The following is a 25419-nucleotide window of genomic DNA, read 5'->3' as shown; positions in this document are numbered from 1 at the left end:
CATGGCGGTAATTTCTTACAATCTCCATAGGCTCTGGAGTGCAGGGATGCTATAACTTGCAACTTGCGTTATTATAATTCCCATGGACAGCGTTCTTCTTGTGCTCTTTGCCTACCTTTACGGTTCAGTGCTTTTTGGTGAACACATAGCAAAGGCAAAGGGCATTGACATAAGGTCTGTGGGCAGTGGGAACGTGGGTGCCACAAATGTGGGAAGAGCTCTCGGTAAGAAATATGCCCTCCTGGTGTTCCTTCTTGATTTTTCAAAGGGGCTGTTGCCCATGTTTCTCGCAAGGCTTTACTTCGGGCTCGAGAGCTGGACTGCCTTTTTTGTAGGGCTCGCCAGCCTTCTGGGACACATGTATCCTGTCTTCCATAACTTCAGAGGCGGTAAGGGGGTGGCTACAGCCTTCGGAACACTGACAGCCATATCTCCCTTCATAGCTATCGTTTCTTTAGCCTTCTGGGGTCTTATTTTCAGATGGAAGGGCATAGTTTCCCTGGCATCACTGAGTGCCTCTGCCCTTGCGGTGTTTCTCCTGCTATTTTCTGGTTATCCTCTCAGAATATTACTGATGGCGCTCCTCATGTTTTTCTTTGTGCTTTACAGACACAGGGAAAACCTCATAAGGCTTATGGAGGGCAGAGAACACAGCTTTAAGGCATGACCCTTGTTATTCTCTTTAACCTCTTTATGCTGCTGTTCAGAGTTATTTATGTGCTTTACTATCCCCTTGACCTGACGCCTGAAGAGGCTCAATACTGGGACTGGTCAAGAAGACCAGACCTGAGCTACTACTCAAAGCCGCCCATGGTGGCATACATGAATCTCCTTACAAGGGAACTTCTTGGAGTCTCCGAGCTTGCAGTTAGAATAACGCCCATAGTGCTTTCTTTTCTGCTTTCTATACTGACCTATCTATTTGTAAGAAGGGTTTTTGACCAAAGGTCTGCAATCATAGCCTCCACTCTGCCCCAGCTCACGGTGGGCTTTGCCATTAATTCCATACTGATGACCACGGATGCACCCCTTATCTTCTTCTGGTCTCTTACGGTGATGGTGCTTTTTTTTGCCTTTGAAAGAAACTCCACATGGCTCTGGCTATTTGCCGGCTTTCTGGGAGGGCTTACCTTTCTCAGTAAGTATCCGGCAGTTTTCTTACTACCATGCGCCCTTGTTTACGGTTTCCTGTTTAGAAGAGAGCTTCTGAAAGATTACAGACCCTATTTCAGCTTACTTCCTGCAATAGGTCTGAGCCTCCCAGTGCTTTACTGGAACTACAAGCATGATTTTGTCTCCTTCAGACATGTTTCCACACTTGCCAGCAAGTCTGCAGGGCTTTTTAACATTGACTCCTTTCTTGAGTTTATGGGCGGTCAGCTGGTTCTTCTATCTGTAATACCCTTCCTTCTTCTGCCCTATATCTGGCTGAAGGGTTTGGGGGACAGAAAGAAAGCCTTTTTTGTCCTCTTTTCTCTTCTTCCCTTTCTCTTCTTTGCTGGGCTTTCCCTTTTCAAGAAGGTTGAGGCAAACTGGTCTGGCTTTGCCTACTTTTCTGCCCTTGTGCTGGTTAGCACCTTTCTTTCAAGGAGCATGTTACTTGTCCCCGCATACCTTCTCAGCCTTTTGCTTTTTATCTTTCTACACTTTACTCCACTGCTTGACCGGATAGGGCTTGGGGGTATCCTTCCACCGCAGAGGGACCCTACAAAGATTGGCATTGGATGGTCTGAGCTTGGTAGGACTGTCTCTGAAATGAGAGAAAAGGGTGAAAAAATAGTTAGCCCACACTATCAGATAAGCGCAGAGCTTGCCTTCTATGTGGAGGGAAATCCCAGAACCTACTGCATAAACCTGGGAAGGAGGATGAACCAGTATGACCTGTGGGAGAAAGACTACGAGGGGGATGCCATATTTGTGGACTACAGACCCATAGATGAAAGGGTGCTCAGGGCAAGTGAGGGTATAATTGAGGAAAGGGAACTTCCCATATTCTGGAGAGGCAGGGAGATAAGGAGGTTTTACATATACAGGCTCAAAAATCTGAACAAGGTGGAGGAAGAGATGCCCGGGAGTTATTAGATTATTGCTTAGCCTTTATGTAGCTGGCTTTTTTCTCTACCACTGCCTGCCTGCCACCTATGTGGAGCATGTAAACTACTCTATAACCTCTCCTGCTCCCATCCCCTTCCAGAAGCAGTGTGCTTGTGCAGTCAACCCACGGAGCGTATACAACAGCCCCTTAGGTAACCCGGTTAAGCTTGAGGAGGAACTGAGCAAGAGAGGACTACACGCCTGCTATCTTGAAGATAAGGCAAGAGGCTACAGGGACATGGGGCTCTGGAAATGGCTTGCCTACTTTTCCTTTGAATACATACCGAAAAGGCTTTCCTTTCATGAGCCTTCAGACCCATACTCAGTCATGGAACAGATTCCATGCAGCCCCCTCGCCTCTGATATGCCAATCGTTATATCTCTCTGGAAGTTTGACATACCGAACTACAGTTTTACCCTGGGAAAGAGGAAAAACCTCTACTATTCAGGCCAGTGTGGTAGCTTTGAGGCTAAGAACCTCATACCCTTTGTAGGAAAAATGCCCCCACAGGTTTATGCCTACTCAAGCAGCGGCTTTTTCTTTCCCGGTGAGGGCTTCAGGGCTCCAGCAGTCCTCAGCGTCAGTTTTTTTGAAAGGAGGGTTCTTATCTTTCTCTTAAAGGACGGTGAGGTTTACAAGGTCTTTGACCAGAGGTCCATAAGGGAGTCAGTCGTAGAAAAGGGAAGCTACAGCCTGTATGCCTACACATACAGCTTCCACGTATGGAGGCTCTACTTTGGGCTCAGGTTTCTTCTCTGCACGCCTGCCTTTCAGGCAACGTAGAAAAGGTCCATTCTGTCTCCGTAGCGGTGGAGCAGAACCCTTTTGAGGTCTGTATGCCTTTCAAGGCGTGGGTCCCCTTCCAGTAGCCTTCTTGCATCCTCCCTGGCAAGCTCAAGTATGGCTCTGTCCTGAGCCCTCGCCAGATTTGCCACCATAAAGCCGAAGTATCCAGACTGGGATACGCCAAGAAGTTCACCGGGTCCACGGAGCCTGAGGTCTTCTTCAGCGATCTCAAAGCCATCGTTGGACCTCACAAGAACTCTCAACCTCCTCATGGCCTCCCTGTCTGTTTTTAGCTCATCGGGCACAAGGAGATAACAGAAGGCCTGCCTGTCCGACCTTCCCACTCTTCCTCTGAGCTGGTGTAGCTGGGACAGCCCAAAGCGTTGAGCAGACTCAACAACCATAAGGGTTGCCTCTGGCACATCCACGCCAACCTCCACCACTGTGGTGGAAACAAGCACATCACCCCCACTCCTGAACCTTTCCATCACCTCTTTCTTCTCCTCATCCCTGAGCCTGCCATGAAGCAGGAGCACCTCCCTGCCGGGCAGAAGCCCTTTCCATCTCTCATATTCTTTGACTGCAGACTTGAGCTCAAGGCTCTCCGACTCCTCTATAAGAGGGTATATAACATACACTTTGTTGCCCTTTGAAAGCTCATCCCTGACTGCCTGAAGGACTTTATTAAACTCTGAATCAAAAAGTAGTTTTGTTATCACAGGCCTTCTACCGGAAGGCATCTGGTCTATAACAGAAAGGTCAAGGTCTCCATAAAGAGAAAGGGCGAGAGTTCTTGGTATGGGCGTTGCACTCATCACCAGGCAGTGTGGGTAAAAGCCCTTTCCCTTCTCAAGAAGAAGCCTTCTCTGCATGACGCCAAAGCGGTGCTGTTCGTCCACAACAACAAGGGCAAGCCTGTGAAACTCCACACCTTCCTGAATGAGGGCATGGGTGCCTATTAGCACGCTTATGTTTCCCCTGCTTACATGATGGAGAAGGCTCCTTCTAACAGAAGCCCTTACAGAGCCAGTGAGAAGACCCACCTGAACACCCAGTGGTTCAAGGAACCTTTTAAAGTTTTCGTAGTGTTGACCTGCCAGTATTTCAGTGGGCACCATTATGGCACTCTGATAGCCCTCCTTTGCAAAGGTATAGGCAAGAGCCATGGCAACCAGCGTCTTTCCACTGCCCACATCGCCCTGCAGAAGCCTGTTCATGGGTTTTGAGCTTTTTATATCCTGAAGCATCTCCCCTATGACTCTCCTCTGTGCCTGGGTGGGTCTGAAGGGAAGAGACCTCAAAAACTCCTCTATGCTCTTTTCTGGATTTTTCAGGGCTATAGCCGGCAGGGCTTTAACCTGAGACCTTATAATGTATAGGGCAAGCTGGAAAAGAAAAAGCTCTTCGTAGATAAGCCTTTTCTGGAAAGGAGTGGAAAAGCTGTTTAGCTCCTCCTCAGAAAAGCCTACAGGCTTATGGAGAAGATACAGGCTCTCCCCTATGCGTGGAAGCCTTCTCTCCTCAAGTATCTTCTGCGGAAGATACTCAGGCATGAACTTTGCAGCCTCAGAAAGCCTTGAAAGCACGCTTCTGATTCTTTCGTGCCTCTTCTTTGCGGATATGCTCCTTAGCTCCCCATCAACCCTTATGTAGTAAAAGGGCAGAATTCTGCCAGAGTCTTCCTCCTTGAGAAACTCCGGGTGCACCATATACTTTTCACCACCAAACTCCTTGAGCCTCCCGTAAACCACAAGCTCCTGACCTCTTCTGAAGGAGTAAAGAGGTCTCTGGTCCTTGTAGCGGAATCTCAGATAGATTCTGTCGGTGCCATCCTCACAGAGCACCCAGGCTGGATATCTCTCCTTGGGGTCATATCCGGTGGAGAGGACTTTCAACTTCAGGGCTATCTTCTGTCCTGGCTTTGCGGTTTTTATGGTGTGTAGAAGCCTCCTGTCCTCATACCTCAGGGGTGCAAACCACAGAGCTGAGTATAGGTCTTTTATGCCAAGGGCTTTGAGAGTCCTCTTTTCCTTCTCCTCAAGGCTCTTTAGCTCCTCCAGAGGTTTGAAAAAGGCACTTATGGGCTTTTTTTCCACCTTTGAAAAGTCTACTTCCAGACTGGGGAGTGGATGCTTTAGCCTTTCCTCAAGGCTTCTGAGTATGGCTTTTTTCTTCTCAAGAGACAGACGGTCAAAATCCTTTAAGAGCTCAAGGTAAGAGGGCTCAAGGCTGTCTTTTAGGAGGTTAAAGAGATACATGCCCACACCTAAAGTCCTGCCAAGCCTTCTGTAATCTCCCTCTGAGAGCTCCCCTATCAGCTTTCTGGCCTTTTCAATTCTATCTGTGAGCATGTCAGTAGTTGGTTATAAGCAGGTCGGACTTTCTCCTTTTACGAAGGTCTCCCCTGCAATTTATAGCCCTGAATGCGTAAAGCTCCTTTATCCTGTAACCGCTGTATAGCCTTTTTATGAAGTCTGTGTTTGAATTGGTGAGCATAACATACACACCTTTCCTGTTAAGCTCTTTAAAAACTTCTGCAAGTTCTAAATGGTCTCTTTCTGTAAAGTCGTATCTGGTATATTTAGTGAAGGAAGAAACGTTGTCATAAGGGTAATAAGGCGGGTCAAGGTAAACAAAGTCTCCACTTTTTGCCAGAGCACAGACCTCCATAAAGTCGCTGTTTAGGATGATTACCTGTGAGGAATTAAAATATTCGCTGATAGCTCTCAAATTTTCTTCGTCCAGTATCTTGGGGTTTTCATAATAACCAAAGGGCACGTTGAACTCTCCCTTTGAATTTTCTCTGTAAAGGCCGTTATAACACGTTTTGTTAAGGTATATGAACCTGCTTGCCCTTTTCACAGGGTCAAGTTTCTTGGGGTCAAGGGACCTGATACGGTAATAGTATTCTGGACTGTTTACATGCCTGCTCAGGTCCTGTATAAGCTCGTCTACATTTTCCCTTATTACTCTGTAAGCGTTTATGAGCTCCTCGTTTATGTCGCTCACTACGGCTTTTTCTGGCATAAGCTCAAAGAAAAGAGCTCCACCTCCCAGAAAGGGCTCTATGTATGTCTGATAACTTTCTGGCAAGTGCTCTCTGAGAACTTTCACCAGCTGACGCTTACCTCCTGCCCATTTCACAAAGGGTCTGATCTTTAGCCTCTCACAGATATGCATGGCTGAATGCCAATATTATAGCCTTCTCTCCCTGAAAAACTCCTTCAGAAGCCTGCCTGCCTCCTCTACTGGCAGGTATTCCCACCTTACTCTATGGTTGAAAGCTGGCTCATCAAACAGCCCAAACCTGCTCATCACCGCACCATACCTTTCATCTGTAGCAAGAAATACCACCCTTTCCACCCTTGCGAGCACCATGGCATAGGCACACATGGGGCATGGCTCAAGACTAACATATACCTCACATCCATAAAGATACTTCTGCCCTTGGACTTTCATAGCCTCTCTCAGGGCAAGCATCTCTGCGTGAGCTGTGGGGTCTTTCAGCTCTTCTACTCTGTTGTGGGCTTTTGCTATTACTTTTCCATCCTTTGCCACCACACAGCCAACTGGCACCTCGCCCTTCCCGAAGGCCTCTCTGGCAAGCTCAAGGCATATTTGCACAAACTCCTGCACGGTATTAAATTTAAACTATGCTTACAGTAGCCCTTGCCCTCTGTCAGGTTCTGCTCTTTGAACAGCCCGGCTGTGCTTCCTGCAAGGCATCTTACAGGGAGCTGAGCAAGTATCCAAACCTGAAGGTGGAGGTATACGATATAACAAAAGACAGGGAGCTTGTGAGAACTTACGGAGTAATAGGCTCTCCAACTCTTATATTCGTAAAGAACGGTCAGGAGGTGGGCAGGGTCTTTGGCTACATGCCACCCATGATAAAATCCCTTGCGGAGAAGTGTTCCTGAATGTATTACCTTCTCAAAACTGAACCCTCTGAATACTCTTATGAGCACCTTCTCAGAGAAGGCAGGACCAGATGGGATGGCGTGAGAAATCCTCTTGCCCAGAAGCATATGAGCAGTATGAAAAAGGGTGATGCATGCTTTATATACCATACCGGAAACACAAGAGCCGTGGTGGGGTTTGCAAAGGTTATATGTGAAGCCTATAAAGACGGTGATGGTCTGTGGGTGGTGGATATAGAGCCTGCGGGCATGCTCAAAAATCCTGTGCCTCTGAGCCTTCTGAAAGCTGAGCCGGTCTTTAGAGATTCTCCGCTCATAAGAATGCCTAGGCTTTCTGTTATCCCTCTTACAGAGCTTCAGGCGCAGAGGATTATGGAACTTTCAGAGGGTCTGGAGTAGGCTTCCAGCCTGAACTATCTGGCTGTTGGGCACCACAAGGTCTGCACCCAGCTCCTTTGCCTTTCTACTCAGCTCTATGTTTTTGTGTCCGCAGTAGGCTATTACCTTTGCCCCAAGAGCCTTAAGCTCAGCCACTCTCTCCACTGGAAACTGTTCAAGGTTTATAAGGACTACCTCTTCACTATTGTATTCTGTGCCTGCCCTGACCTCATAACTGCTCAGGGAAGACCTTATCCTGCTAAGAAGTATTAGGTTCTTTTCCATGAGAAGCACTTTCATGTTTTAGCACCTCCAGAGACCTTATAAAGCTCTTTCTGAACTCTTCTTTGAATTTGTGAGACCAGAAGGCTACTTTCAGGGTGCTCCCCTCAAGCCTTGCCCAGACCTTTCTGTGAACGGTGTAAAAGGCAAGAAGCATTCCACCCACCACCATGATGGACCCAAACCATATTAGAGGTGTGCCGGGCTGACGGGAGACCTGAAGACCGCTGAAGAACTGAGGTTCAAAGTCCACGAGGAAAAAAACATAGGGGAAATCTGAAAGCTCTGAAAGCTGAGACTGGGCAAAGACTGTAAGTTCAGGCGAATAGACAACGGGAACATCGTAGGCCTTTCCATCCGTTAGAACCTTTACCACAAGGGCAGGCTTTAGCTCTCCCTGAAAGCCCTTCTGCTCATCCTCTATGTTGAGGGTTGACCTGTCTATGGAAAGGAGCATGTTTCTGAACTCGGAGACTTTTCCGGCTCTGAGTTCCACATCTCCCACAAAAGCCCTTTGCGGGTCTTTTGGAGCCAGCTTTTTGTCAAAGATGGCTATCTTCGCTCTTCCCGCTTCACCAGTTAGCCCGTAAGTAGCCTGAAATATCCTGTAGGTGCCAAAGTCAAAGGGGGAGTTTACCGCGGTCATGCCGCTCGCAACCGCTTTTCCATCCTGAATTATCCTTATGTCGCTCTCAAAGCTGGCTATAGCGTCCTTGAAGGGTGTTTCTCTGGTCTTTCCCTTCCTCTGAAACTCCTCTTCATAGCTTACAATCCTGAAGTCTTTTAGTTCTATCTGAAAGGGTAGCTTTATTGCTTTTTCCTTGGCGGGTATGATAAGAGTATCGCTTCTTGAGCCCTCAGGGATTATAACAGAACCCCTTATGCCCCATATGGCATCAATAAGAGCACCTGCCATTATGACAAGAAGGCCGATATGCACCACATAGACACCAAGACGCGCATACCTTCCCTTCTCCCCGTAGAAGTAAGTCCTCCCACCTTCCTCTTCCATGAATACCCTGAAGCCCATACTGCCAAGGAGGCGGGCAACCCTTTCCTTTGAAGGGTTTACTTCCACAGATATGGGCTTGAGGTGCCTTTCCATGTGTTCGTCAAGCTTCTGGAACCTCTCTTTTGTAAAGGTCTGAATCCATACCCTTGGAAGCCTCTTAAAGGAACAGGCTATGAGGTTTATTGCAAGAAGCACTATAAAACCAATGTAATACCAGGAACGAAACACATCGGTTATCCACAGCCTCCATAGCCAGTAGCCTATATCTGCACCAAATCGGTCAAGATAGAACTCTATGGGCTGGTTCTGTTGCACGTAGGTGGAGCCCAGCATGGAAAGAATGGCAAGCACCAGCATTATAAAGATGGCGAGCCTCAGGTCCGCAAGAAAGTCAAAGAGGAAAGACCACAGGCTCCTTTTCCTTGAATACTCTTCCCTCAGAAACTTATAAACGCCCACTGCATAAGAGAACAGGGCAAAGCTAAAAAGGGCAGAGGTGCCACCAAGGAGGGCAAAATAGAAAAGTCCTCTTTCCTCAAGATGGAAAAGCCCCACAATAACAGCGGCAGTAAAGAGAAGAAAGGAAACTACCAGAAATGCATAACCCCTGAAAGCATATCCTGCATCAGTCATAGCTAATAAAAATATAAGGTGTATAATTTCTGAATGCTAATCTTTGAGCTCTCTTCAAAGGGCACAAGAGGCTACCGCCTGCCGGTGCTCGATGTGGAAGAGGTTGACCTTAGAGAGTATCTGGGTGAACACTTCAGGGAGGAACTCAGGTTTCCTGAGGTCTCACAGTTGGATGTGGTAAGGCACTACACGAGACTTTCCCAGCTCAACTATGCCATAGACACCACCATGGTGCCCCTGGGCTCATGCACAATGAAACACAACCCAAGAATAAACGAGGAGCTTGCAGGTCTTGAGGGCTTTCTTAACCTGCACCCCATGACACCAGAGGAGCACGCCCAGGGAACTCTCAGGCTCATGTATGAGCTAAAGGAGCTTCTCAAGGAAATAGGAGGTTTTAAAGAAGTATCCCTCCAGCCCGCTGCGGGAGCTCAGGGGGAGCTTCTGGGGCTTTTGATGATACTCTCTTATCACAGAGACAGGGGAAACCTTCATAAAAGGAAGGTGCTGGTCCCCGACACATCCCATGGGACAAATCCAGCAACCGCAGCTCTGTGTGGTTTTGAGGTGATAACGGTAAGGAGCAACCAAGATGGAGAGCTTGACTGGGAGGACTTTCAAAAAAAGCTGAGCGATGACGTGGCATGCCTCATGATAACAAACCCCAACACGCTGGGTATATTTGAAAGAAGAATAAGAGATATGGCAGGGGCTCTTCATGAGAAGGATGCCCTTCTCTACATGGATGGTGCCAACATGAACGCCCTTGTGGGCATGGCAAGACCGGGAGATTGGGGTGTGGATGTAATGCACTTTAACCTCCACAAAACCTTCTCAACGCCACATGGTGGCGGAGGTCCGGGGGGTGGTGCGGTAGGGGTTTCAGAAAGGCTTGAGCCATATCTTCCCGTGCCACAGGTGGTTTTTGAAGATGGAGTATACAGGCTTGACTGGGAAAGACCAAAGAGCGTGGGAAAGCTACTTGCCTTCTACGGACATGTGGGGGTCTTTGTAAGGGCTCTGGCTTACATACTCTCTTACGGCTCTGAGATAGACCAGGTGGCAAAGTATGCGGTTCTGAACGCAAGGTATCTGAGAAGCTTACTTAAAGACCTTTTTGTTGACCCCTACGGGCATGTTCCCTGTATGCACGAGTTTGTGCTTTCTGCTCAGAACCTGTTGAAGTTGGACATAAAAGCCATGGACATTGCAAAGGCGCTTTTAGACAGGGGCTATTATGCACCCACCGTATACTTCCCCCTGACGGTGAGAGAAGCCCTCATGATAGAGCCAACGGAGACAGAAAGCCCCCAGACCCTTGAAGGCTTTGCCAGGGCAATGAGAGATATAGTAGAGACTGCCCTCAAAAATCCAGAGTATCTGAAGGCTTCGCCTACCAGAACTCCAGTAAGAAGGATAAAAGAGGCTGAGGCTAACAGAAAGCCAGTTCTCAGAGCCTCATGGGCATAACAACGCAGAGATAGGGGTCTTTCTCTGCGTCATCAGATTCTATTACCACTGCGCTGTCGGGGTCCACGATCTTTACCCAGACCCTTTCTGCGTCAAAGCTGTCAAGTGCTTCTATGAGATATTTGCCATTAAAGCCCACTTCCACAGGCTCACCGCCATAATCCACATCCACCTCATCCCTTCCCTCCCCATACTCGGGGTCAGAGATCTCAAGAAGGGCAAGATGGTCTGAGAAGTTTATCTTTACAGGAAAGGCAGAGGATTCTGCTATGGCGGAGAGCCTTTTTAGGCTCTCAAGAAAGTCCTCCCTTTTCAGGAGCACCTCATGGTTGAAGCTTCTTGGTATAACCGCCATGTAGTCTGGATACTCACCTTCCAGAAGCCTTACAGAAAGGCTCCAGTCCTCGCCTGTGAAGTGGGCAAAGGACTCATCCTTGCCAGAGTAAACAGGACCGATATAGTCCTTCATGAGCCCCTGAATTACCCTGAGGCTCTTTCTTGGTATTAGAAGTTCCACAGGAAAGGGGGAGTTTCTCCAGAAAAGGGCAAGCCTGTGCCCATCTGAACCCACAAAGTGAGTTTTCCCGTTCACCTCGTGAACATAAAGACCCTGGAGCGCATACCTGGCATCATCCTTTGATATGGCGTATTCCACCTTTTCTATCGCCCTCAAAAGGTCCATGGCAGGGAGTTCTGCAGAGGTTTCTGGCTGAGGAAACTCAGGGAAATCCTCCGGGTCAAGGGTTGTAAGCCTGAAAGTGCTCCTTCCTCCCCCTAAAACCAGCTTGTCCTCTTTCAGTTCAAGGGATACGGTAGCACCTGGAAGGCTCTTAACTATACCTGTGAGCTTGTCTGCGTTGACCGCAGTCCTTCCCTCCTCATCAATTTCAGCCCGGACTTGCAGGGAAAGGAAGTTTTCAAGGTCGGTTGCCTTCAGGCTCAAAGTCTCGTTTTCTGCACTCAGGAGGAAGTTGTTGAGTATGGGCAGGGCAGACTTCTTTTCTGTGGCGTTCTTCGCCTTCTGAAGAGCGGACAGAAACTCTCCCCTGTCAATTTTTAGTTTCATGGCTTATATTATAACTCAGTTGGCACCTCAAAAAACATGAAAAGAAAACATCCCTCATACCTGAATCTGAGTGAGGAGGAATGGAAGGAGCGTATAGGTAAGGCTCTTGAAATGCTCTCCCACTGCGAAGTATGCCCTCACATGTGCGGTGTAAACAGACTGGAAAATGAAACAGGATACTGCAAAACTGGTAGGTATGTGGTGGTGGCGGACTACTTCCCCCACAGGGGCGAGGAAAAGTCCATAAGAGGAAGGAGAGGCTCCGGAACCGTGTTCTTCTCCTACTGCAACATGAGATGCGTCTACTGTCAGAACTACACCATAAGCCATCTTGGAGAGGGGGAAGAGTTAAGGCCTGAAGAGCTTGCAGAGGTATTCCTCAGTTTGCAGAGGCTTGGTTGTCATAACATAAACCTGGTAAGTCCCTCCCATGTGGTGCCCCAGATACTGGAATCCCTCTACCTGGCGGTGAAGGGCGGGCTGAGAATTCCCATAGTCTACAACACATCCTCTTACGATAGCTTAGAGAGCCTGAAGCTCCTCCATGGCATAGTGGACATATACCTTGCAGACTTCAAGTATGCAGACGACCATGCAGGTAAAAAGTATTCAAAGGTGAGAGATTACCACACAGTAGCCCTCTCCGCCATAAGGGAAATGCACAGACAGGTAGGCGACCTTCAGCTAAACGCAGAAGGCATAGCCATAAAGGGCCTCCTGATAAGACATCTCCTTCTCCCAGGCAGCATAGCGGGAACACGGAAAATAATGGAAGAGCTGAGGGCAATCTCTCCGCGCATGGCTGTCAATGTGATGGAACAGTATATGCCCTACTATCAGGCTCACAAATACCCTGAGCTTTCAAGGAGAATAGACAGAAGGGAATACGAGGAAGCCCTTGAGTATGCAGAGGGCTTGACGCTGGTTATGGACTGAATATAGTTATTCCCTGAAACCTCCATGGTCAAGCAGAGAGAACCCATAGTGGCAATAGCTACACCCTTTGGTGAAAGTGCCATAGGAGCCATAAGGCTGTCGGGTCTGGGCGTGATGGAGAGGATAAGGGACCTGCTGGTTCTGAAAGGAAAGGTAAGGCCCAGGTATGCCCATCTGGTGAAGTTAAAGGATGCGGACTCAAGCGTGCTGGATGAGGGGATTCTCATATTCTACCCTTCACCAAGGAGCTACACGGGCGAGGATATGGTGGAGCTTTTCCTGCACGGAAACCCTCTCATTCTAAAGAGAGCCCTTGAGCTTTTCCTCTCAAGAGGTATAAGGCTTGCACAGCCCGGGGAGTTTACAAAAAGGGCATTTCTAAACGGAAAGCTGGACCTCCTTCAGGCTGAGGCGGTAGGGGACCTCATAGGTGCAAGGTCTGAACTTGCACTCAAATCTGCACAGAGACAGCTTCAGGGCGAGCTATCCTCGCTCATAAATTCTCTCAGGGAAAGACTACTTGAACTCCTCGCCTACATAGAGTCAGACATAGAGTTCTCCGAGGAGGATATACCCACGCTGAGCAGAGAGCAGGTCTTAGAGCTTCTTGAAAGTTTCATGAGAGACGTGGAGCTACTTCTCTCCACGGTAAAAACGGGAGAGTATCTCAGAAAGGGCATAAACCTTGCCATTGTAGGAAAACCCAACGTGGGAAAGTCCTCCCTTTTTAACGCCCTCCTTGGCAGAGAAAGGGCAATAGTCACCGAAATTCCAGGCACAACCAGGGACTTTCTTCAGGAAACGCTTACACTGAAGGGCGTGCCGGTAAACCTTATAGACACGGCAGGCATAAGATATACAGAAGACCCGGTGGAAAGGATAGGGGTAGAGAGAAGCCTGCAAAAGCTAAAGGAGGCACATATGGTGCTCTTCGTGGTGGACGCCAGCAATTGGCTGGAAGAAGAAGATATGGAGATATACTCCATGGTAAAAGGGCTGGAGCATATGGTGGTGGCAAACAAAGTGGACAGGGGTATTAAGCACAGTGTGCTGGAGACCTTTCCCGGGGCTATAAGGGTGAGCGCACTTTCCCATCACGGAATTGAGGAGCTGAAGGAAACAATATTACAGAAACTTGGCCTTCACATAAGCAACGGTCTACAGGTTTACATAACAGTCAGACACGAAAACCTCTTGAAAAAATCCCTGGAAGTGTTAAAATCATTAGTATACAGACTGAAGAGAAAAGACATATTTCCAGAGATAATCATGCTTGATTTGAGGGAAGCCCTTAGCTACTTGGAAGAAATTCTTGGGGTTATAAGCACTGAAGATGTGCTGGGAAGTATATTTTCAAGGTTCTGTATAGGAAAATAAAGGAGGTTTTTGAGTATGGAGCAGGTGCAGGAAAAGAAGGTCTATAATCTTGAAGAGCTTAAAAAGCTGTCCCTTCAGGAACTGCAGAAAATAGGCAGAGACCTTGAGCTTTCAAGGGTAACAGGGCTCAGGAAGGAAGAGCTCATAGAGAAAATACTCACAGTGCAGGCAAAAGAGGAAGGCCTGAACTTTGTAAAGGGCGTGCTTGAAATATTGCCAGAGAGTTACGGCTTCATAAGGAGCTCAGAGAACAACTACATGCCAAGCTATACGGATGTTTATGTGGCTCCCTCACAGATAAAAAGGTTTGGCCTGAGAACCGGGGACACCATAATAGGTTTTGCAAGACCACCTCAGGAGAAAGAAAAGTATCAGGCTCTTATAAAGATTGAGTCTGTCAATGGCCTTCCGCCAGACCCTGAAGTGCTCAGGGCAAGACCTCAGTTTGAAAAGCTCACCCCTTACCATCCAACAGAAAGGTTCAACCTTGAAACATCCCCAACAGAACTCTCTACCAGAGTCATAAGCCTCATTGCCCCCATAGGCAAGGGGCAGAGGGGTATGATAGTGGCACCGCCAAAGGCGGGTAAAACCGTCCTTCTTCAGAAGGTGGCAAAGGCCCTCATAGAAAACCACCCTGAGGTGCACCTCATCATTCTTCTCATTGACGAAAGGCCAGAAGAAGTCACAGAGATGCGGAGGATAGTGGGAGAGGGTGCGGAGGTGGTTGCATCCACCTTTGACGAGCCTCCAGAGAGACACATGCAGGTGGCAGAGCTTGTGGTAGAAAAGGCAAAAAGGCTCGTGGAGCTCAAGCAGGATGTGGTCATACTCCTTGACTCTATGACGCGTTTTGGAAGGGCTTCCAACGCGGTGACTCCCCCAACAGGAAGGGTGCTCACCGGCGGTATAGAGGCCACAGCCCTTCAGAGACCCAAGAAGTTTTTTGGTGCCGCAAGGAACATAGAGGAGGGCGGGTCACTGACCATAATAGCCACCGCTCTGATAGAGACGGGGTCAAAGATGGATGATGTTATATACGAGGAGTTCAAAGGCACTGGCAACATGGAAATACACCTGGACAGAAGGCTCATGGAAAGGAGGATATTCCCAGCCATAAACATAGAAAAGTCTGGAACAAGAAAAGAGGAGCTTCTTCTGGAAGACTGGGAGCTCCAGAGGATATGGGTTCTGAGAAAGTTCCTTGCCACCATGGACCCCATAGAAGCCATGGAGTTTCTCCTTGACAAGCTCAAGAAATTCAAGACTAACAAAGACTTCCTCAAGGCAATGCACAGCTGATGAACTTGCTTGAATATCAGAAGGGGCTTGAAAAGAGGCAGATAAAGGCAGTAAACCTCATACATGGCGAAGAAGAGTATGTTGTAAAGACATTTCTTGACAGGCTCAGAGAGCTAATGCCCACAAGAATCCTGTGGGGGGATGAACTTACCCCTCAGGACCTTGTCCGCGCCGTAAGCACCTCTGGTATGTTTACGGGTGAGGAGGCCCTGTTCCTTTACAGAGCTGAGGAGCTTTTCAAGAGCATTAAGGACTACAGGACTTTTATATCTTACCTTGAGAGGGTAAGGGGTAAGAAGGTCTTTTTCTACGTGGGCTATAAACTCACGGAGAAGGACCTTCAGAAGGAGCCCTTCCTGAGCCTGTCAAAGCTAGGTGATGTTTTGTATGCAGGCAAGCTAGACAGAAGAAGGGTAAGGGAGCTCGTGAAAAACAAACTGCTGAGGGAAGGAATAGGTATAGAGGAGGAGGCCCTCGAATACCTTCTGGATGCAACCTCCTATCAGCTTATGACCCTGAAGGGCGAAACTGACAAGCTTATACTCTATGGGAAAAAACACATAACCCTTGAGGATGTTAAAGCTATAGTGCTGGCAGACTGGGAGATGGGCATATTTGACTTTGTTGACGCCGTATTTTTCAAGGATTACGAAAAAGCCCTTAACTCCCTTACCTCAATCCTGAGATCTGGAACCCACCCCCTCCAGATACTTACTCTTCTTGTCAACTACACCATAAAGCTCTACACTGCAAAGGTCCTGGTTGAAGGTGGACAGGATTTAGAAAAAGCCCTCTCTGAGGTAGATGTCAGGCACAGGTTTCAGGTTATGAACTTCAAAAAATACATTGCTGAAAATTCCTCTGAAGAGCTCCGCTCACTACTCAGAAGGCTTTACCTTCTTGACATGGGCATAAAAGTTTACTACGCGGACCCAGCACAGGCGCTGAGGGAATTTGTGATAGAATACATACTACATGAGGAAGGCCCATATTACCCGGCAGACACGGGAGACCAGAATAGAGCTGACTCTGAACCTTGACGGCTCTGGAAACTACAGGGTAGAGACGCCAATCGGCTTCCTCACTCACATGGTGGAAACCTTAGCAAGACACGGAAGGTTTGACATAGAGCTTTATGCCGAGGGCGATGTGCATGTTTCACACCATCATACAGTTGAAGACGCCGGCATTGTCCTGGGTATGGCTTTTCTGCAGGCACTTGGAGATAAGAGGGGTATAAACCGCTACGGATATGCCATAGTTCCTATGGATGAAGCCCTTGCCCTTGCAAGCATAGATATCTCCGGAAGACCTCTCTTTTTCTACGAGGATATGAACCTGAGGGGGAAGATAACTGATTTTGACTTTGAGCTCATATGGGAGTTTTTTAAAGGTTTCGCCCTGGAGAGCAAGAGCACCATCCATATAAGGGTCCTGGCTGGAAAGATACTCCACCATGTGGCGGAGGCGTGCTTTAAAGCACTTGCGCTGAGCCTGAGGCAGGCTGTCAGCCTTACTGGCAGTGGAATACCATCAACCAAGGAAAGCCTTTAACTATTCATAAACTATGAAGCCATAAAGGTTCAGACTCTGAAGTCTCTCAAGTTCTTTGAGGGCCTCCTCCCTGCTTTCAAACCTGCCATAAAAAACCTTGAATACACCCGTGCTTTCTACAATCACCACATCCTTGAGGTTTAGCTCCCTCTCAAGCCTGTCTCTCCACGTTTTTGCAGCATTGACCGAAGAAAAGGCTCCAATCTGTATTCTGTAGAATTTTCCAGTTTTCTGGGTGGACTCAGTCTCCTGAGGTTTTGGATGTGTGCCAGTCCTGTCTCTGGAAGGGGCAGGAGGTTCTGATGGCTGAGGTGGATGTGTGAGCCTTAGCTGTGTGTCACTTCTTTCCTGAATTCCTGGCATGTTCTGTCTGCCTTGCTCGGCTATGAGGACGAGACTGAGAAGTTCATATGCCCGGGACTTGAGCTGGGATGTAGTCTGCCTGTCTTCAATAACCCTTCTCACGTAATCCTTTGCAGAAGAGTAGTTCCCAAGTCTGTATTCGGCTCCCGCCATGCTCAGGTATATGGATGGGTTCCCCATTCCATTGTTTATCAGACGCTGATAAACATCTCTTGCAGAGCTGTAATCTCCCTCTCCTTCATAAAACTGTGCAAGCTCGAGCTGTGCATCAAGGAACATGGGATTGTAAGCAACAGCCTTGCGCAGGTTAACAAGATAATCTTCACGCCTTTCTGTGGCCTGATAGACCTTTGCCAGAGAATAAAAGGCCATGTGCTTCTGGGGAAAGGCTTCATCCTCTATGACTTCTCTGAGAGCTTTCAGAGCCCTTTCGTAGTCCTTCTGTCTGTAATAAAGCACTCCAAGATTTAGCCTTGCCTCCGTATAAGTCTTATCTACCTGAAGCGCTCTCAAAAAGGCGTTCTCCGCCTTCTGGTATTCCTGCACCTCCATGTAGGCAAGACCAAGGGCATTCCAGACCTTTGACTCTGTGGGTGCAAGCTGTGAAGCTCTGAAGAAGTTGGCTATTGCCTCCGAGTAATTTTTGGCAATGTAGGAAGACATGCCGAGGTCATAAAAATACTGCCACTGGCCTTTAGTGCTTTCTTCCTGCCTTGCGGCACAGGAAAAAAGGGAGAAGATAAACATAAGCAGGAGAAATACCCTTATCATTTTAGTATTGCACTGCCAAAGACTGACCTCAGCTTCCTCAATTCATCTTCTATGTTCTCCGTGCGGACTGAAAGCCTGACTTTGTAAAAATTGTCTTCTTCAACTATGTTTACCCTGTATCCCATCTTTTTTGCCTTTTCAGCCACCCTTTCTGCACCCTCCCTACCTTTAAAAGCACCTAGCTGAACCGTATAAGTTTTAGGCTTCGTGGTTGGAGATTCCCTCCTCTCAGAAGTCTTAGGCTCAGCCTTGTTCTCAGCAGGCTTCACCGTATTTCTTTCCTCCCTTATCTTCTGAGCTATAACATCCTGCTCTTTGCCTTTTGGGGGTTGTTTCCCCTCGGATTTTTGCTGAGATGTTTCCTGCTTTGCTTCCTTAGCTACAGGCGGCACTTCTTCCTTTTGAGGAACAGGTTTAGCAGTCTCCTTTTCTTGGGGCAATGGTTTAACAACCAGAGGTGGTGGTTGAACCTGTTCTTCTTTAGTCTTTAGCCACTCGTTCAGACCAAGGTAAAAAAACACAAGGGCAACAAGTATTCCAAGAAGGATTATAAACCTTTCCCTTTTCACATTTACCCTCCTTTAGAAATAATTATAATCTCATAAACCAGCTCACAGTCTTTTTCAGACCATCTTCAAGCTGGGTCCTGGGAGACCATCCCAACAGGCTCTCCGCCTTGCGCGTATCGGGACACCTCCTTGGTGGGTCATCGGGTCTGGGCGGGAGAAATTCAATCTCTGAGGTAGAACCTGACAGCTCAACGATTTTTCTGGCAAGCTCAAGAATAGAAACCTCCTCGGGCTTTCCCAGATTTACCACTTCCCCTGCAAGACCTTCCACGGTAGAAAGTCTGAAAAGACCTTCTACAAGGTCATCTATGTAGCAGAAGCTCCTTGTCTGCGAGCCGTCTCCATACACTGGCAGGGGTTCACCTTTGAGAGCCTTTTCTATGAAGGTGGGTATTACCCTCCCATCTTTCCTTCTCATCCTTGGACCGTAGGTGTTGAAGATTCTGGCAATTCTCACATCAAGCCCGTGCTCCCGATGGTATGCCATACACAGGGCTTCGGAAAACCTTTTGGCTTCGTCGTATACGCTTCTTGGTCCTACCGGGTTTACATAGCCCCAGTAATCTTCCGGCTGAGGATGGACCTGAGCAGAACCATAGACTTCGGAGGAAGAGGCAAAAACATAGCGTGACTTCTTCAACTTTGCAAGACCGAGGGTGTTCAGGGTGCCCAGAGAGTCCACCTTCATGGTGTGTATGGGATGGTTCATGTAGTCCACAGGTGAAGCGGGGCACGCCAGATGAACAACAAGGTCAACCGAACCCTCCACATACAGGTAGTTGACCACGTTGTAGTGGATAAAGTGGAAATTTCTGTTCTCAAAAAGGTGGGCTATGTTGTCGGGAGAACCCGTCAGAAAGTTGTCCATGCCTATCACGAAAAAGCCTTCCCTCAGAAACCTCTCCGCAAGGTGCGAGCCTATAAAGCCCGCAACGCCGGTTATCAGAACCCTCATCTTCCCGTGGGGTAGTATTCAAAGCCCAGGGCTCTGACCTCCTGGGGTTCGTAGATGTTCCTGCCGTCCACTATGATGGGAAGCTCCATGAGCTCCTTTACCCTTCTGAGGTCAGCCCTTACGAACTCCTCCCACTCGGTAAGGATAAGAAGCGCGCTCGCACCCTCCACCGCAGAATACATGTCTTCTGCATAGCTTATCTGCCCACCCTCTGGAAACAGAAGCCTGAAATTTTGAATGGCCTTTGGGTCGTATAGGCTTAGCCTTGCACCCTCTCTGAGGAGCATTTCCACTATCCTTATAGAGGGTGCTTCTCTTATGTCGTCGGTGTTGGGCTTGAAAGAAAGTCCCCACACAGCAAGCCTTTTGCCCCTGACGCTCCAGAGGACGCCCTTGACCTTTTCCACGAACCTTACGGGTCTTTCCTGATTGACCCTTTCCACTTCCCTCAAAAGCCCAAAGTCAAGCCCGTAATCCTGTGCCATCCTGATGAAAGCCTTCACATCCTTTGGAAAACATGAACCCCCGTAGCCTATGCCTGCGTTGAGAAAGGCTCTGCCTATCCTCCTGTCGTAGCCCATACCGTCTGCCACCAGCTTTACATCCGCACCCGCCCTCTCGCACAGGTCGGCGACCATGTTTATAAAGGATATCTTCATAGCCAGAAAGGAGTTGCTGGCATGCTTTATAAGCTCTGCGGTTGATGGGTCTGTGTAGATGATGGGACAATCAAATTCCTTGTAGAGTTCTTCAAAGACCTTCTTTGCCCTTTCGCTCTCCACTCCTACCACTATGCGGTCGGGCTTTAAAAAGTCCTCCACCGCAGAGCCCTCTCTGAGAAACTCGGGGTTTGACGCCACGTCGTAGGGAATGCCCGGGTCTCTCAAATACCTCTGGACGGTCTTTTTTATGAGCGTGTGGGTGTTTATGGGAACGGTGGACTTCTCTATGAGGAGCTTGTAAGAGGTCATGAGCTTTGCAGTCTCACGGGCAACCTCCTCCACCTGAGAGAGGTCCGCAGAGCCGTCTGGCTTTTGAGGCGTGCCAACGCATATGAATATGACTTGGGAAAACTCCAGGCCCTCCCTCAGCTCCGTGGTAAAGGCTATCCTTCCCGCCTTCAGGTTCTCCTGAAGAAGCTCCTCAAGACCGGGCTCGTAGATGGGGCATTTGCCGGCACTTAAAAGCACCACCTTCTGCGGAACCTTCTCCACCACCATTACCTCGTGCCCAAGGTGGGCAAAGCAAACCCCCGTGGTAAGCCCTACGTATCCTCCTCCAACTACAGTCAGCTTCATGGCTTATATTTTAAGGCACCTCTTCACATCTTCTCAGGAGCGGACACACCAAGCAGGTCAAGGGCGGTCTTCAGAGTAACCTCTACTCCCTTAAAGAGGGCAAGCCTTGAGAACATCAAATTCCTGTCTTCTACCATTACCCTGTTGTGGTTGTAGTAGTGGTGAAAGTCCTTTGAAAGCTCCAGCAGTGAATAGGTGATAAGGTGTGGGGAAAGGGTCTGGGCTACTGCCTCAAAGGTATCCTTCATGTAGAGGCACCTCTTGATAAGCCTGAGGTCTTCCTCAGAGCTCAGCCTCTGCACATGGGGAGTAAGCTCCTCACCGTCCGGGTCTATTCCATACCTTTCCCTAACCTCCCTGAAGACTCCCCTGATTCTTGCGTGGGCATACTGCACGTAAAAGACGGGGTTTTCTGTGGTGTTTTTCTTTGCCAGGTCTATGTCAAAATCAAGGGGTGTATCGCCTGTCTTTGTGAGGAATATGAACCTTACCGCATCCTTTCCCACCTCTTCAAGAAGCTCCTGAAGTGTTATAAACTCCCCAGTTCTCTTGGACATCCTCACCTCCTGCCCTCCGCTCATAAGCCTTACCATCTGCACAAACTCCACCCATAGCCAGTCCTCTGGAACTCCAAGGGCTTTCAGAGCCCCCATAAGTCTTTTCTCATATCCATGGTGGTCCGCACCCCAGAGGTTTATCACCCTTTCAAAGCCTCTCTGAAACTTATGGTAATGGTAGGCTATGTCGGAGGCAAAGTAGGTGTATGAACCGTCAGACTTTCTCAGAACTCTATCCTTGTCATCCCCAAAGGCTGTGCTCTTAAACCAGAGAGCCCCTTCCTGCTTGTAGGTATAGCCCTTCTCCACAAGCAGGTTTATTACCTCCTCAAGAAGACCAGTTTTGTGCAGGCTTCTTTCACTGAACCACACATCAAAACTCACACCAAGAAGGTCAAGGGTATCTTTTATATCCTCAAGGAGTCTTCTATGGGCGTATTCTCTTGTAATGTCTATTGCCCTTTCCCTTTCTATTCCAAGCAAATCTTCTCCATAAAAGGCCTTGAGGTCCTTTGCAAGTTTTGTAATATACCTGCCCCTGTAACCTTCCTTTTCAAAGGTCTCTCTAAGCTGTGGGTCCTCCTTTCCAAAAAGCTCGTAGTATCGGTAAAGCACAGAAAGCCCCAGCATGTAGACCTGATTGCCTGCGTCGTTTATGTAGTATTCGCGCACTACCCTGTGCCCCAGCCTCTTGAGGACCCTTGATAGCACATCTCCCACCACCGCACCCCTTCCGTGTCCCACGTGAAGAGGGCCTGTAGGATTTGCACTGACAAACTCCACCTGAAGAAAGATTGGTTTCTCTACAGGAGGAAAGAAGTAGTTACCTCCATCTCTCAGAAGCTTTGAAAATTCTGCCTTCAAGAACTCAGGCTTAAGGCGGAAGTTTATAAAACCTCTTACCGCCTCTGCGGTAAAATCTTTTGCCGGCAAGACGCTGACAAGCTCCTGAGCTATCTGTGCAGGGCTTTTCCTGAGCTCTCTCGCCAGTAGAAAGGCTATGTTTGTAGCATAATCTCCATGCTCCCTTTCTCTGGGTGGTTCAAGGTTACAGTGGTTTATTTCAAGAGAATAAAGACTATTTATGCTCTCCCTGAGGGCTTTTTTTAGGATTTCCTTCATACACTAATATTTTAACATCTTTCATAAATCTCACAGATGTGCCTTAAAGAATCCCACTGCCTTTCTTCTGGCATCGCTTTTAGCTTCCATTCCCAGTTTCCGTGAGAAACACCTGGCGTGTTAAGTCTTCCCTCCTCTCCGAGTCCTAAAAAATCTTGCATAGGGATGATGCAGTATTTTGCCACAGACATCAGGGCAAGCCTGACCATGGCATGGCTTATGCTATCTGGCGCATAGCTAAGGTAGTCAAGCACTCTAGCTCTCTGCCATTCGCTGAGTTCTCTAAAAAACCAGCCCTTTATGGGCATGTTGTCGTGGGTGGTGGTGTAGACTACAGAGTTTTCCCTGTGGTTGTGGGGAAGGTGAGTGGAGTTTTTCTCAAAGAAGGCAAAGGCGAGCACCTTCATGCCCGGCAGACCAAAGTGGTCTCTGAGGGCTATTACCTCCTCATCTATGGTTCCGAGGTCCTCTGCGATAAAAGGCATGTGGGGAAACTCCCTCTTTATGGCGTCAAAGAGCTCATAACCCGGCGCCTTTTCCCACCAGCCCTTTTCTGCGGTCTTTTCTCCGTAGGGCACCTGATAGAAGGCGGAAAAGCCCCTGAAGTGGTCAAGCCTGACCACGTCAAAGAGCCTAAGAGCATGCCTTATCCTAAAAAGCCACCAGTCAAAGCCCCTCTCTCTTAGCCTTTCCCAGTGGTAGACGGGGTTTCCCCAAAGCTGTCCAGTTTTTGAAAAGTAGTCAGGGGGCACGCCAGCAACCACCTGCGGAAGCCCATCTTCTCTCAGCTTGAAAAGCTCTCTGTTTGCCCACACGTCGCTACTGTCGGGTGCAGGGTATATGGGCAGGTCTCCCACAAGAAGCACCCCCTTTGAGCTGGCGTAGGCTTTGAGAGAACTCCACTGCCTGAAGAAAAGATACTGAACTGCCTTTTCTTTTCTTATGTCCTCCTCTGATATCTCCGGCATGTCCTTCCACTCCCACCAGGGCTTTCTGGTCCTTTTCTTTATGGCGGTATACCTTGCGTAATCCTCAAGCCAGAGGCGGTTTTCTTCGCAGAAGCGCTGGAAGTCTTCGTCTTCTTTAAAGTTTTCAAGAGCCTTCTGGAGCACAAACTCTTTGAGCCTGTAGACTTCTTGATAGTTTACGCGGTCTGAGGGCTCTAACTTGATGCTCTCTAGGGTGTTTCTGTCTATGAGCCCATCCTGATAGAGTAGCTCGGAGCTTATGAGGATGGGGTTTCCCGCAAAGAGGGAGCTGGAAAAGTAGGGAGAGTTCCCGTGCTCTGGCTCTGTGGGGCTGAGGGGCAGAACCTGCCAGAGGCTCTGACCTGACTGCGCAAGAAGGTCTACAAAGCGGTAAGCGGAAGGTCCGAGGTCTCCTATACCAAAGTCTGAAGGCAGAGAGCTTATGTGAAGAAGTATGCCAGCTCTTCTCTCCATCAGGTCAATTATAGCCTGTGGTCAAAAGACAGAGTTCAGGATTGACATTGAGAAAAATCATGTTATATTAATGTTAAAGTCATGTTAAAACCACAGGAGGTGCTAACATGGATGTGCTTGGTTTCCAGCCCATGTGGTATGTGCCCACAGTAGGCAGTGCCACGGTCATTGCCATCATAGCCTCTATTCATGTGCTGGCGTCCCACACCTCAGTGGGTGCGTCAATCCTGCTTGCCTACCTTGCCACCAAAGCCTACAGAGAGAACATCCCCCAGATATACGACTACATCAAGAAGTATCTTCTGGCACTGCTGGTCTTTTCCTATGTGTCTGGTTCCATAACCGGTCCTGGAATATGGTTTTCTGCCACAGTAGCAAACCCACGGGGAATCTCAGCCCTTATTCACAACTTTGTGTGGGTCTGGGCGGCGGAGTGGATATGGTTTGTGGCAGAGGTTACCCTTGTCTATATTCTGTATTACACCCTTGGAAGGATTGACCAGAGGAGCTGGCTCAGGCTTGCCTGGACCTTTGCCGTAGGCTCATGGGCGACCATGTACATTATCGTGGGCATACTCTCCTTTATGCTCTCCCCCGGACATGAAAAGTGGTTTACAACCGGCAACATCCTGGACGCTTTTTACAACAAAAACTACTTCCCCCATCTTCTGATGAGAAGCTCCTTCATGTTTGCCATAGCGGGCACCATAGGCATAGTCATCGCAAGCCTGATGAAAAAGGATATCTCAGAAAAGGTCTACAAGGATATAGTCAGGACCATGTCCTATTGGGGCATTGGTGGGCTTGTATTTGGAAGCATGTTCTTTGGATGGTATGTCTCCACACTGCCAGAAAGAAGTCTTATAATGCTTGCGGGCATAATTCCCAAGTGGTATTACGCCCTTATATTTGCCATATTGCTCGTAGTTCTTGCACACTTTGTGCTGACCTCAATAAAACCCACGCTGGCAAGACCCTACATCGCATACCCCATATATGCTCTTATCTTTTTCATGGGCGTCTACCCAGAGGAGAAGATAAGGGAAACAATCCGCAAGCCCTACGTGGCTGGTGAGTTTGTATGGGTAAACCAGATTATAGCCAGAGATGTGCCTGCAAAGGGCATACACTCTGAGATAAACACGATAAACGAAAAGGGTTTTCTGAGAGTAAACGCCTTTGTGCCGGAGGGTCTAAAGACCATCACACCGGAGAACAAAATAATGGCAGGCAAGGCGGTGGCAATACTTCAGTGTTCTGGTTGCCACAACGTGACGGGTAATACGGGTCTAAGACCTTTTGCGAAGAAGTTTGAGGGTATGACCAGCGAAGAAGCCGTCTATGGCTTCCTTTCTAACTACCTCACACCTCAGAACCACCCTGCCTACATGCCCTACTTTGTGGGTAAGGATGAGGAGCTCAGAGCTCTTTCCGCCTACATAGCGGACATGGTCTCAAAGGGCGGACGGGTTTCTGCAAAGATTGAAGTGCCAAAAATCAGTCTTGAGGCACATAGATAAGGAGGTGCTGT

General features: G+C 48.4%; 24 protein-coding genes. 12 read left to right on the top strand and 12 right to left on the bottom strand.

The genetic code is table 11. The features are described 5' to 3' along the window. Positions 1-82: 82 nt before the first annotated feature. Genes plsY through ACKRDP_RS06135 form a run of 3 tightly spaced genes read left to right on the top strand, consistent with a single transcriptional unit; the run spans position 83 to position 2878 of the window. The gene (plsY, locus tag ACKRDP_RS06145) at positions 83-667 is read left to right on the top strand and encodes a glycerol-3-phosphate 1-O-acyltransferase PlsY (protein WP_409153897.1); all 585 of its coding nucleotides are present in this window, start codon (positions 83-85) and stop codon (positions 665-667) included. Then, complete coding sequence (locus ACKRDP_RS06140) at positions 664-2082, top strand: ArnT family glycosyltransferase (RefSeq protein ID WP_409153896.1); 1419 nt, start codon at positions 664-666, stop codon at positions 2080-2082. The genes plsY and ACKRDP_RS06140 overlap by 4 nt, the downstream gene beginning before the upstream one ends. 4 nt (positions 2083-2086) lie before the next feature. Continuing rightward, entirely contained in the window at positions 2087-2878 is a 792-nt protein-coding gene (locus tag ACKRDP_RS06135; RefSeq protein WP_409153895.1) for a hypothetical protein, read from the top strand. On the opposite strand, the gene recG is transcribed toward ACKRDP_RS06135, so the two are convergent. The 3 genes from recG to ACKRDP_RS06120 are packed head-to-tail and all read right to left on the bottom strand — an operon-like array spanning position 2866 to position 6517. Further along, positions 2866-5232, bottom strand: coding sequence for an ATP-dependent DNA helicase RecG (gene recG, locus ACKRDP_RS06130; RefSeq protein ID WP_409153894.1), 2367 nt, complete (start codon positions 5230-5232; stop codon positions 2866-2868). The two genes, ACKRDP_RS06135 and recG, sit on opposite strands and share 13 nt — an antisense overlap. A gap of 1 nt (position 5233) precedes the next feature. Next, complete coding sequence (locus ACKRDP_RS06125) at positions 5234-6061, bottom strand: DNA adenine methylase (protein WP_409153893.1); 828 nt, start codon at positions 6059-6061, stop codon at positions 5234-5236. A 15-nt stretch (positions 6062-6076) separates the two neighbouring features. Then, a complete protein-coding gene (locus ACKRDP_RS06120) occupies positions 6077-6517 on the bottom strand; it encodes a nucleoside deaminase (RefSeq protein WP_409153892.1) in 441 nt (146 codons plus the stop codon). A gap of 17 nt (positions 6518-6534) precedes the next feature. Here ACKRDP_RS06120 and ACKRDP_RS06115 point away from each other — a divergent pair, with 17 nt between their 5' ends. After that, positions 6535-6801 carry a thioredoxin family protein gene (locus tag ACKRDP_RS06115; protein WP_409153891.1) on the top strand — a complete coding sequence of 89 codons (267 nt, stop codon included), beginning with the start codon at positions 6535-6537 and terminating at the stop codon, positions 6799-6801. After that, positions 6802-7200, top strand: coding sequence for an EVE domain-containing protein (locus ACKRDP_RS06110; RefSeq protein WP_409153890.1), 399 nt, complete (start codon positions 6802-6804; stop codon positions 7198-7200). On the opposite strand, the gene ACKRDP_RS06105 is transcribed toward ACKRDP_RS06110, so the two are convergent. Together ACKRDP_RS06105 and resB are read right to left on the bottom strand one after the other, a co-directional pair. Further along, positions 7183-7479 (bottom strand): hypothetical protein, encoded by a 297-nt coding sequence (locus ACKRDP_RS06105; protein ID WP_409153889.1) that lies wholly within the window; start codon positions 7477-7479, stop codon positions 7183-7185. The two genes, ACKRDP_RS06110 and ACKRDP_RS06105, sit on opposite strands and share 18 nt — an antisense overlap. Beyond that, the gene (resB, locus tag ACKRDP_RS06100; RefSeq protein WP_409153888.1) at positions 7439-9106 is read right to left on the bottom strand and encodes a cytochrome c biogenesis protein ResB; all 1668 of its coding nucleotides are present in this window, start codon (positions 9104-9106) and stop codon (positions 7439-7441) included. The genes ACKRDP_RS06105 and resB overlap by 41 nt, the downstream gene beginning before the upstream one ends. Before the next feature lie 33 nt (positions 9107-9139). Between resB and gcvPB the strand changes: the two genes are divergently transcribed. After that, a complete protein-coding gene (gene gcvPB, locus ACKRDP_RS06095) occupies positions 9140-10576 on the top strand; it encodes an aminomethyl-transferring glycine dehydrogenase subunit GcvPB (RefSeq protein ID WP_409153887.1) in 1437 nt (478 codons plus the stop codon). On the opposite strand, the gene dnaN is transcribed toward gcvPB, so the two are convergent. After that, positions 10557-11642 carry a DNA polymerase III subunit beta gene (gene dnaN / locus ACKRDP_RS06090; RefSeq protein ID WP_409153886.1) on the bottom strand — a complete coding sequence of 362 codons (1086 nt, stop codon included), beginning with the start codon at positions 11640-11642 and terminating at the stop codon, positions 10557-10559. The genes gcvPB and dnaN overlap by 20 nt on opposite strands. Before the next feature lie 36 nt (positions 11643-11678). Between dnaN and ACKRDP_RS06085 the strand changes: the two genes are divergently transcribed. From ACKRDP_RS06085 to hisB, 5 genes are read left to right on the top strand one after another with little or no spacing between them, the layout of a single operon-like run. Further along, positions 11679-12578 carry a radical SAM protein gene (locus ACKRDP_RS06085; RefSeq protein ID WP_409153885.1) on the top strand — a complete coding sequence of 300 codons (900 nt, stop codon included), beginning with the start codon at positions 11679-11681 and terminating at the stop codon, positions 12576-12578. Between the two features lie 24 nt (positions 12579-12602). Next, a complete protein-coding gene (gene mnmE / locus ACKRDP_RS06080; protein ID WP_409153884.1) occupies positions 12603-13955 on the top strand; it encodes a tRNA uridine-5-carboxymethylaminomethyl(34) synthesis GTPase MnmE in 1353 nt (450 codons plus the stop codon). Between the two features lie 15 nt (positions 13956-13970). Continuing rightward, positions 13971-15257: a transcription termination factor Rho gene (rho, locus tag ACKRDP_RS06075; protein ID WP_409153883.1), complete on the top strand. Its 1287-nt coding sequence runs from the start codon at positions 13971-13973 to the stop codon at positions 15255-15257. Then, the gene (gene holA, locus ACKRDP_RS06070) at positions 15257-16297 is read left to right on the top strand and encodes a DNA polymerase III subunit delta (protein WP_409153882.1); all 1041 of its coding nucleotides are present in this window, start codon (positions 15257-15259) and stop codon (positions 16295-16297) included. The genes rho and holA overlap by 1 nt, the downstream gene beginning before the upstream one ends. Continuing rightward, a complete protein-coding gene (hisB, locus tag ACKRDP_RS06065; RefSeq protein ID WP_409153881.1) occupies positions 16233-16811 on the top strand; it encodes an imidazoleglycerol-phosphate dehydratase HisB in 579 nt (192 codons plus the stop codon). The genes holA and hisB overlap by 65 nt, the downstream gene beginning before the upstream one ends. On the opposite strand, the gene ACKRDP_RS06060 is transcribed toward hisB, so the two are convergent. Genes ACKRDP_RS06060 through malQ form a run of 6 tightly spaced genes read right to left on the bottom strand, consistent with a single transcriptional unit; the run spans position 16812 to position 23888 of the window. Next, positions 16812-17945, bottom strand: a complete 1134-nt coding sequence (locus ACKRDP_RS06060) for an SPOR domain-containing protein (protein WP_409153880.1) — start codon at positions 17943-17945, stop codon at positions 16812-16814. Beyond that, positions 17942-18514 carry an SPOR domain-containing protein gene (locus ACKRDP_RS06055; RefSeq protein WP_409153879.1) on the bottom strand — a complete coding sequence of 191 codons (573 nt, stop codon included), beginning with the start codon at positions 18512-18514 and terminating at the stop codon, positions 17942-17944. Before ACKRDP_RS06055 ends, ACKRDP_RS06060 begins: the two co-directional genes overlap by 4 nt. Positions 18515-18536: 22 nt before the next feature. Further along, a complete protein-coding gene (locus ACKRDP_RS06050; RefSeq protein WP_409153878.1) occupies positions 18537-19469 on the bottom strand; it encodes a UDP-glucuronic acid decarboxylase family protein in 933 nt (310 codons plus the stop codon). Continuing rightward, positions 19466-20767, bottom strand: a complete 1302-nt coding sequence (locus ACKRDP_RS06045; protein ID WP_409153877.1) for a UDP-glucose dehydrogenase family protein — start codon at positions 20765-20767, stop codon at positions 19466-19468. The genes ACKRDP_RS06050 and ACKRDP_RS06045 overlap by 4 nt, the downstream gene beginning before the upstream one ends. Before the next feature lie 23 nt (positions 20768-20790). Beyond that, entirely contained in the window at positions 20791-22446 is a 1656-nt protein-coding gene (argS, locus tag ACKRDP_RS06040; protein ID WP_409153876.1) for an arginine--tRNA ligase, read from the bottom strand. An 11-nt stretch (positions 22447-22457) separates the two neighbouring features. Beyond that, a complete protein-coding gene (malQ, locus tag ACKRDP_RS06035; protein WP_409153875.1) occupies positions 22458-23888 on the bottom strand; it encodes a 4-alpha-glucanotransferase in 1431 nt (476 codons plus the stop codon). Between the two features lie 107 nt (positions 23889-23995). On the opposite strand from malQ, the gene ACKRDP_RS06030 reads away from it, so the two are divergent. Then, on the top strand, positions 23996-25408 hold the full coding sequence (locus ACKRDP_RS06030; protein WP_409153874.1) for a c-type cytochrome: 1413 nt from the start codon (positions 23996-23998) through the stop codon (positions 25406-25408). Positions 25409-25419 lie beyond the last annotated feature (11 nt).

It is taken from the genome of Pampinifervens navoyensis (assembly GCF_046159715.1).
Taxonomy (GTDB): domain Bacteria; phylum Aquificota; class Aquificia; order Aquificales; family Aquificaceae; genus Pampinifervens.
The sequence above is the reverse complement of the archived record's forward strand: the minus strand, read 5'-3'. Positions and strand labels throughout refer to the sequence as shown.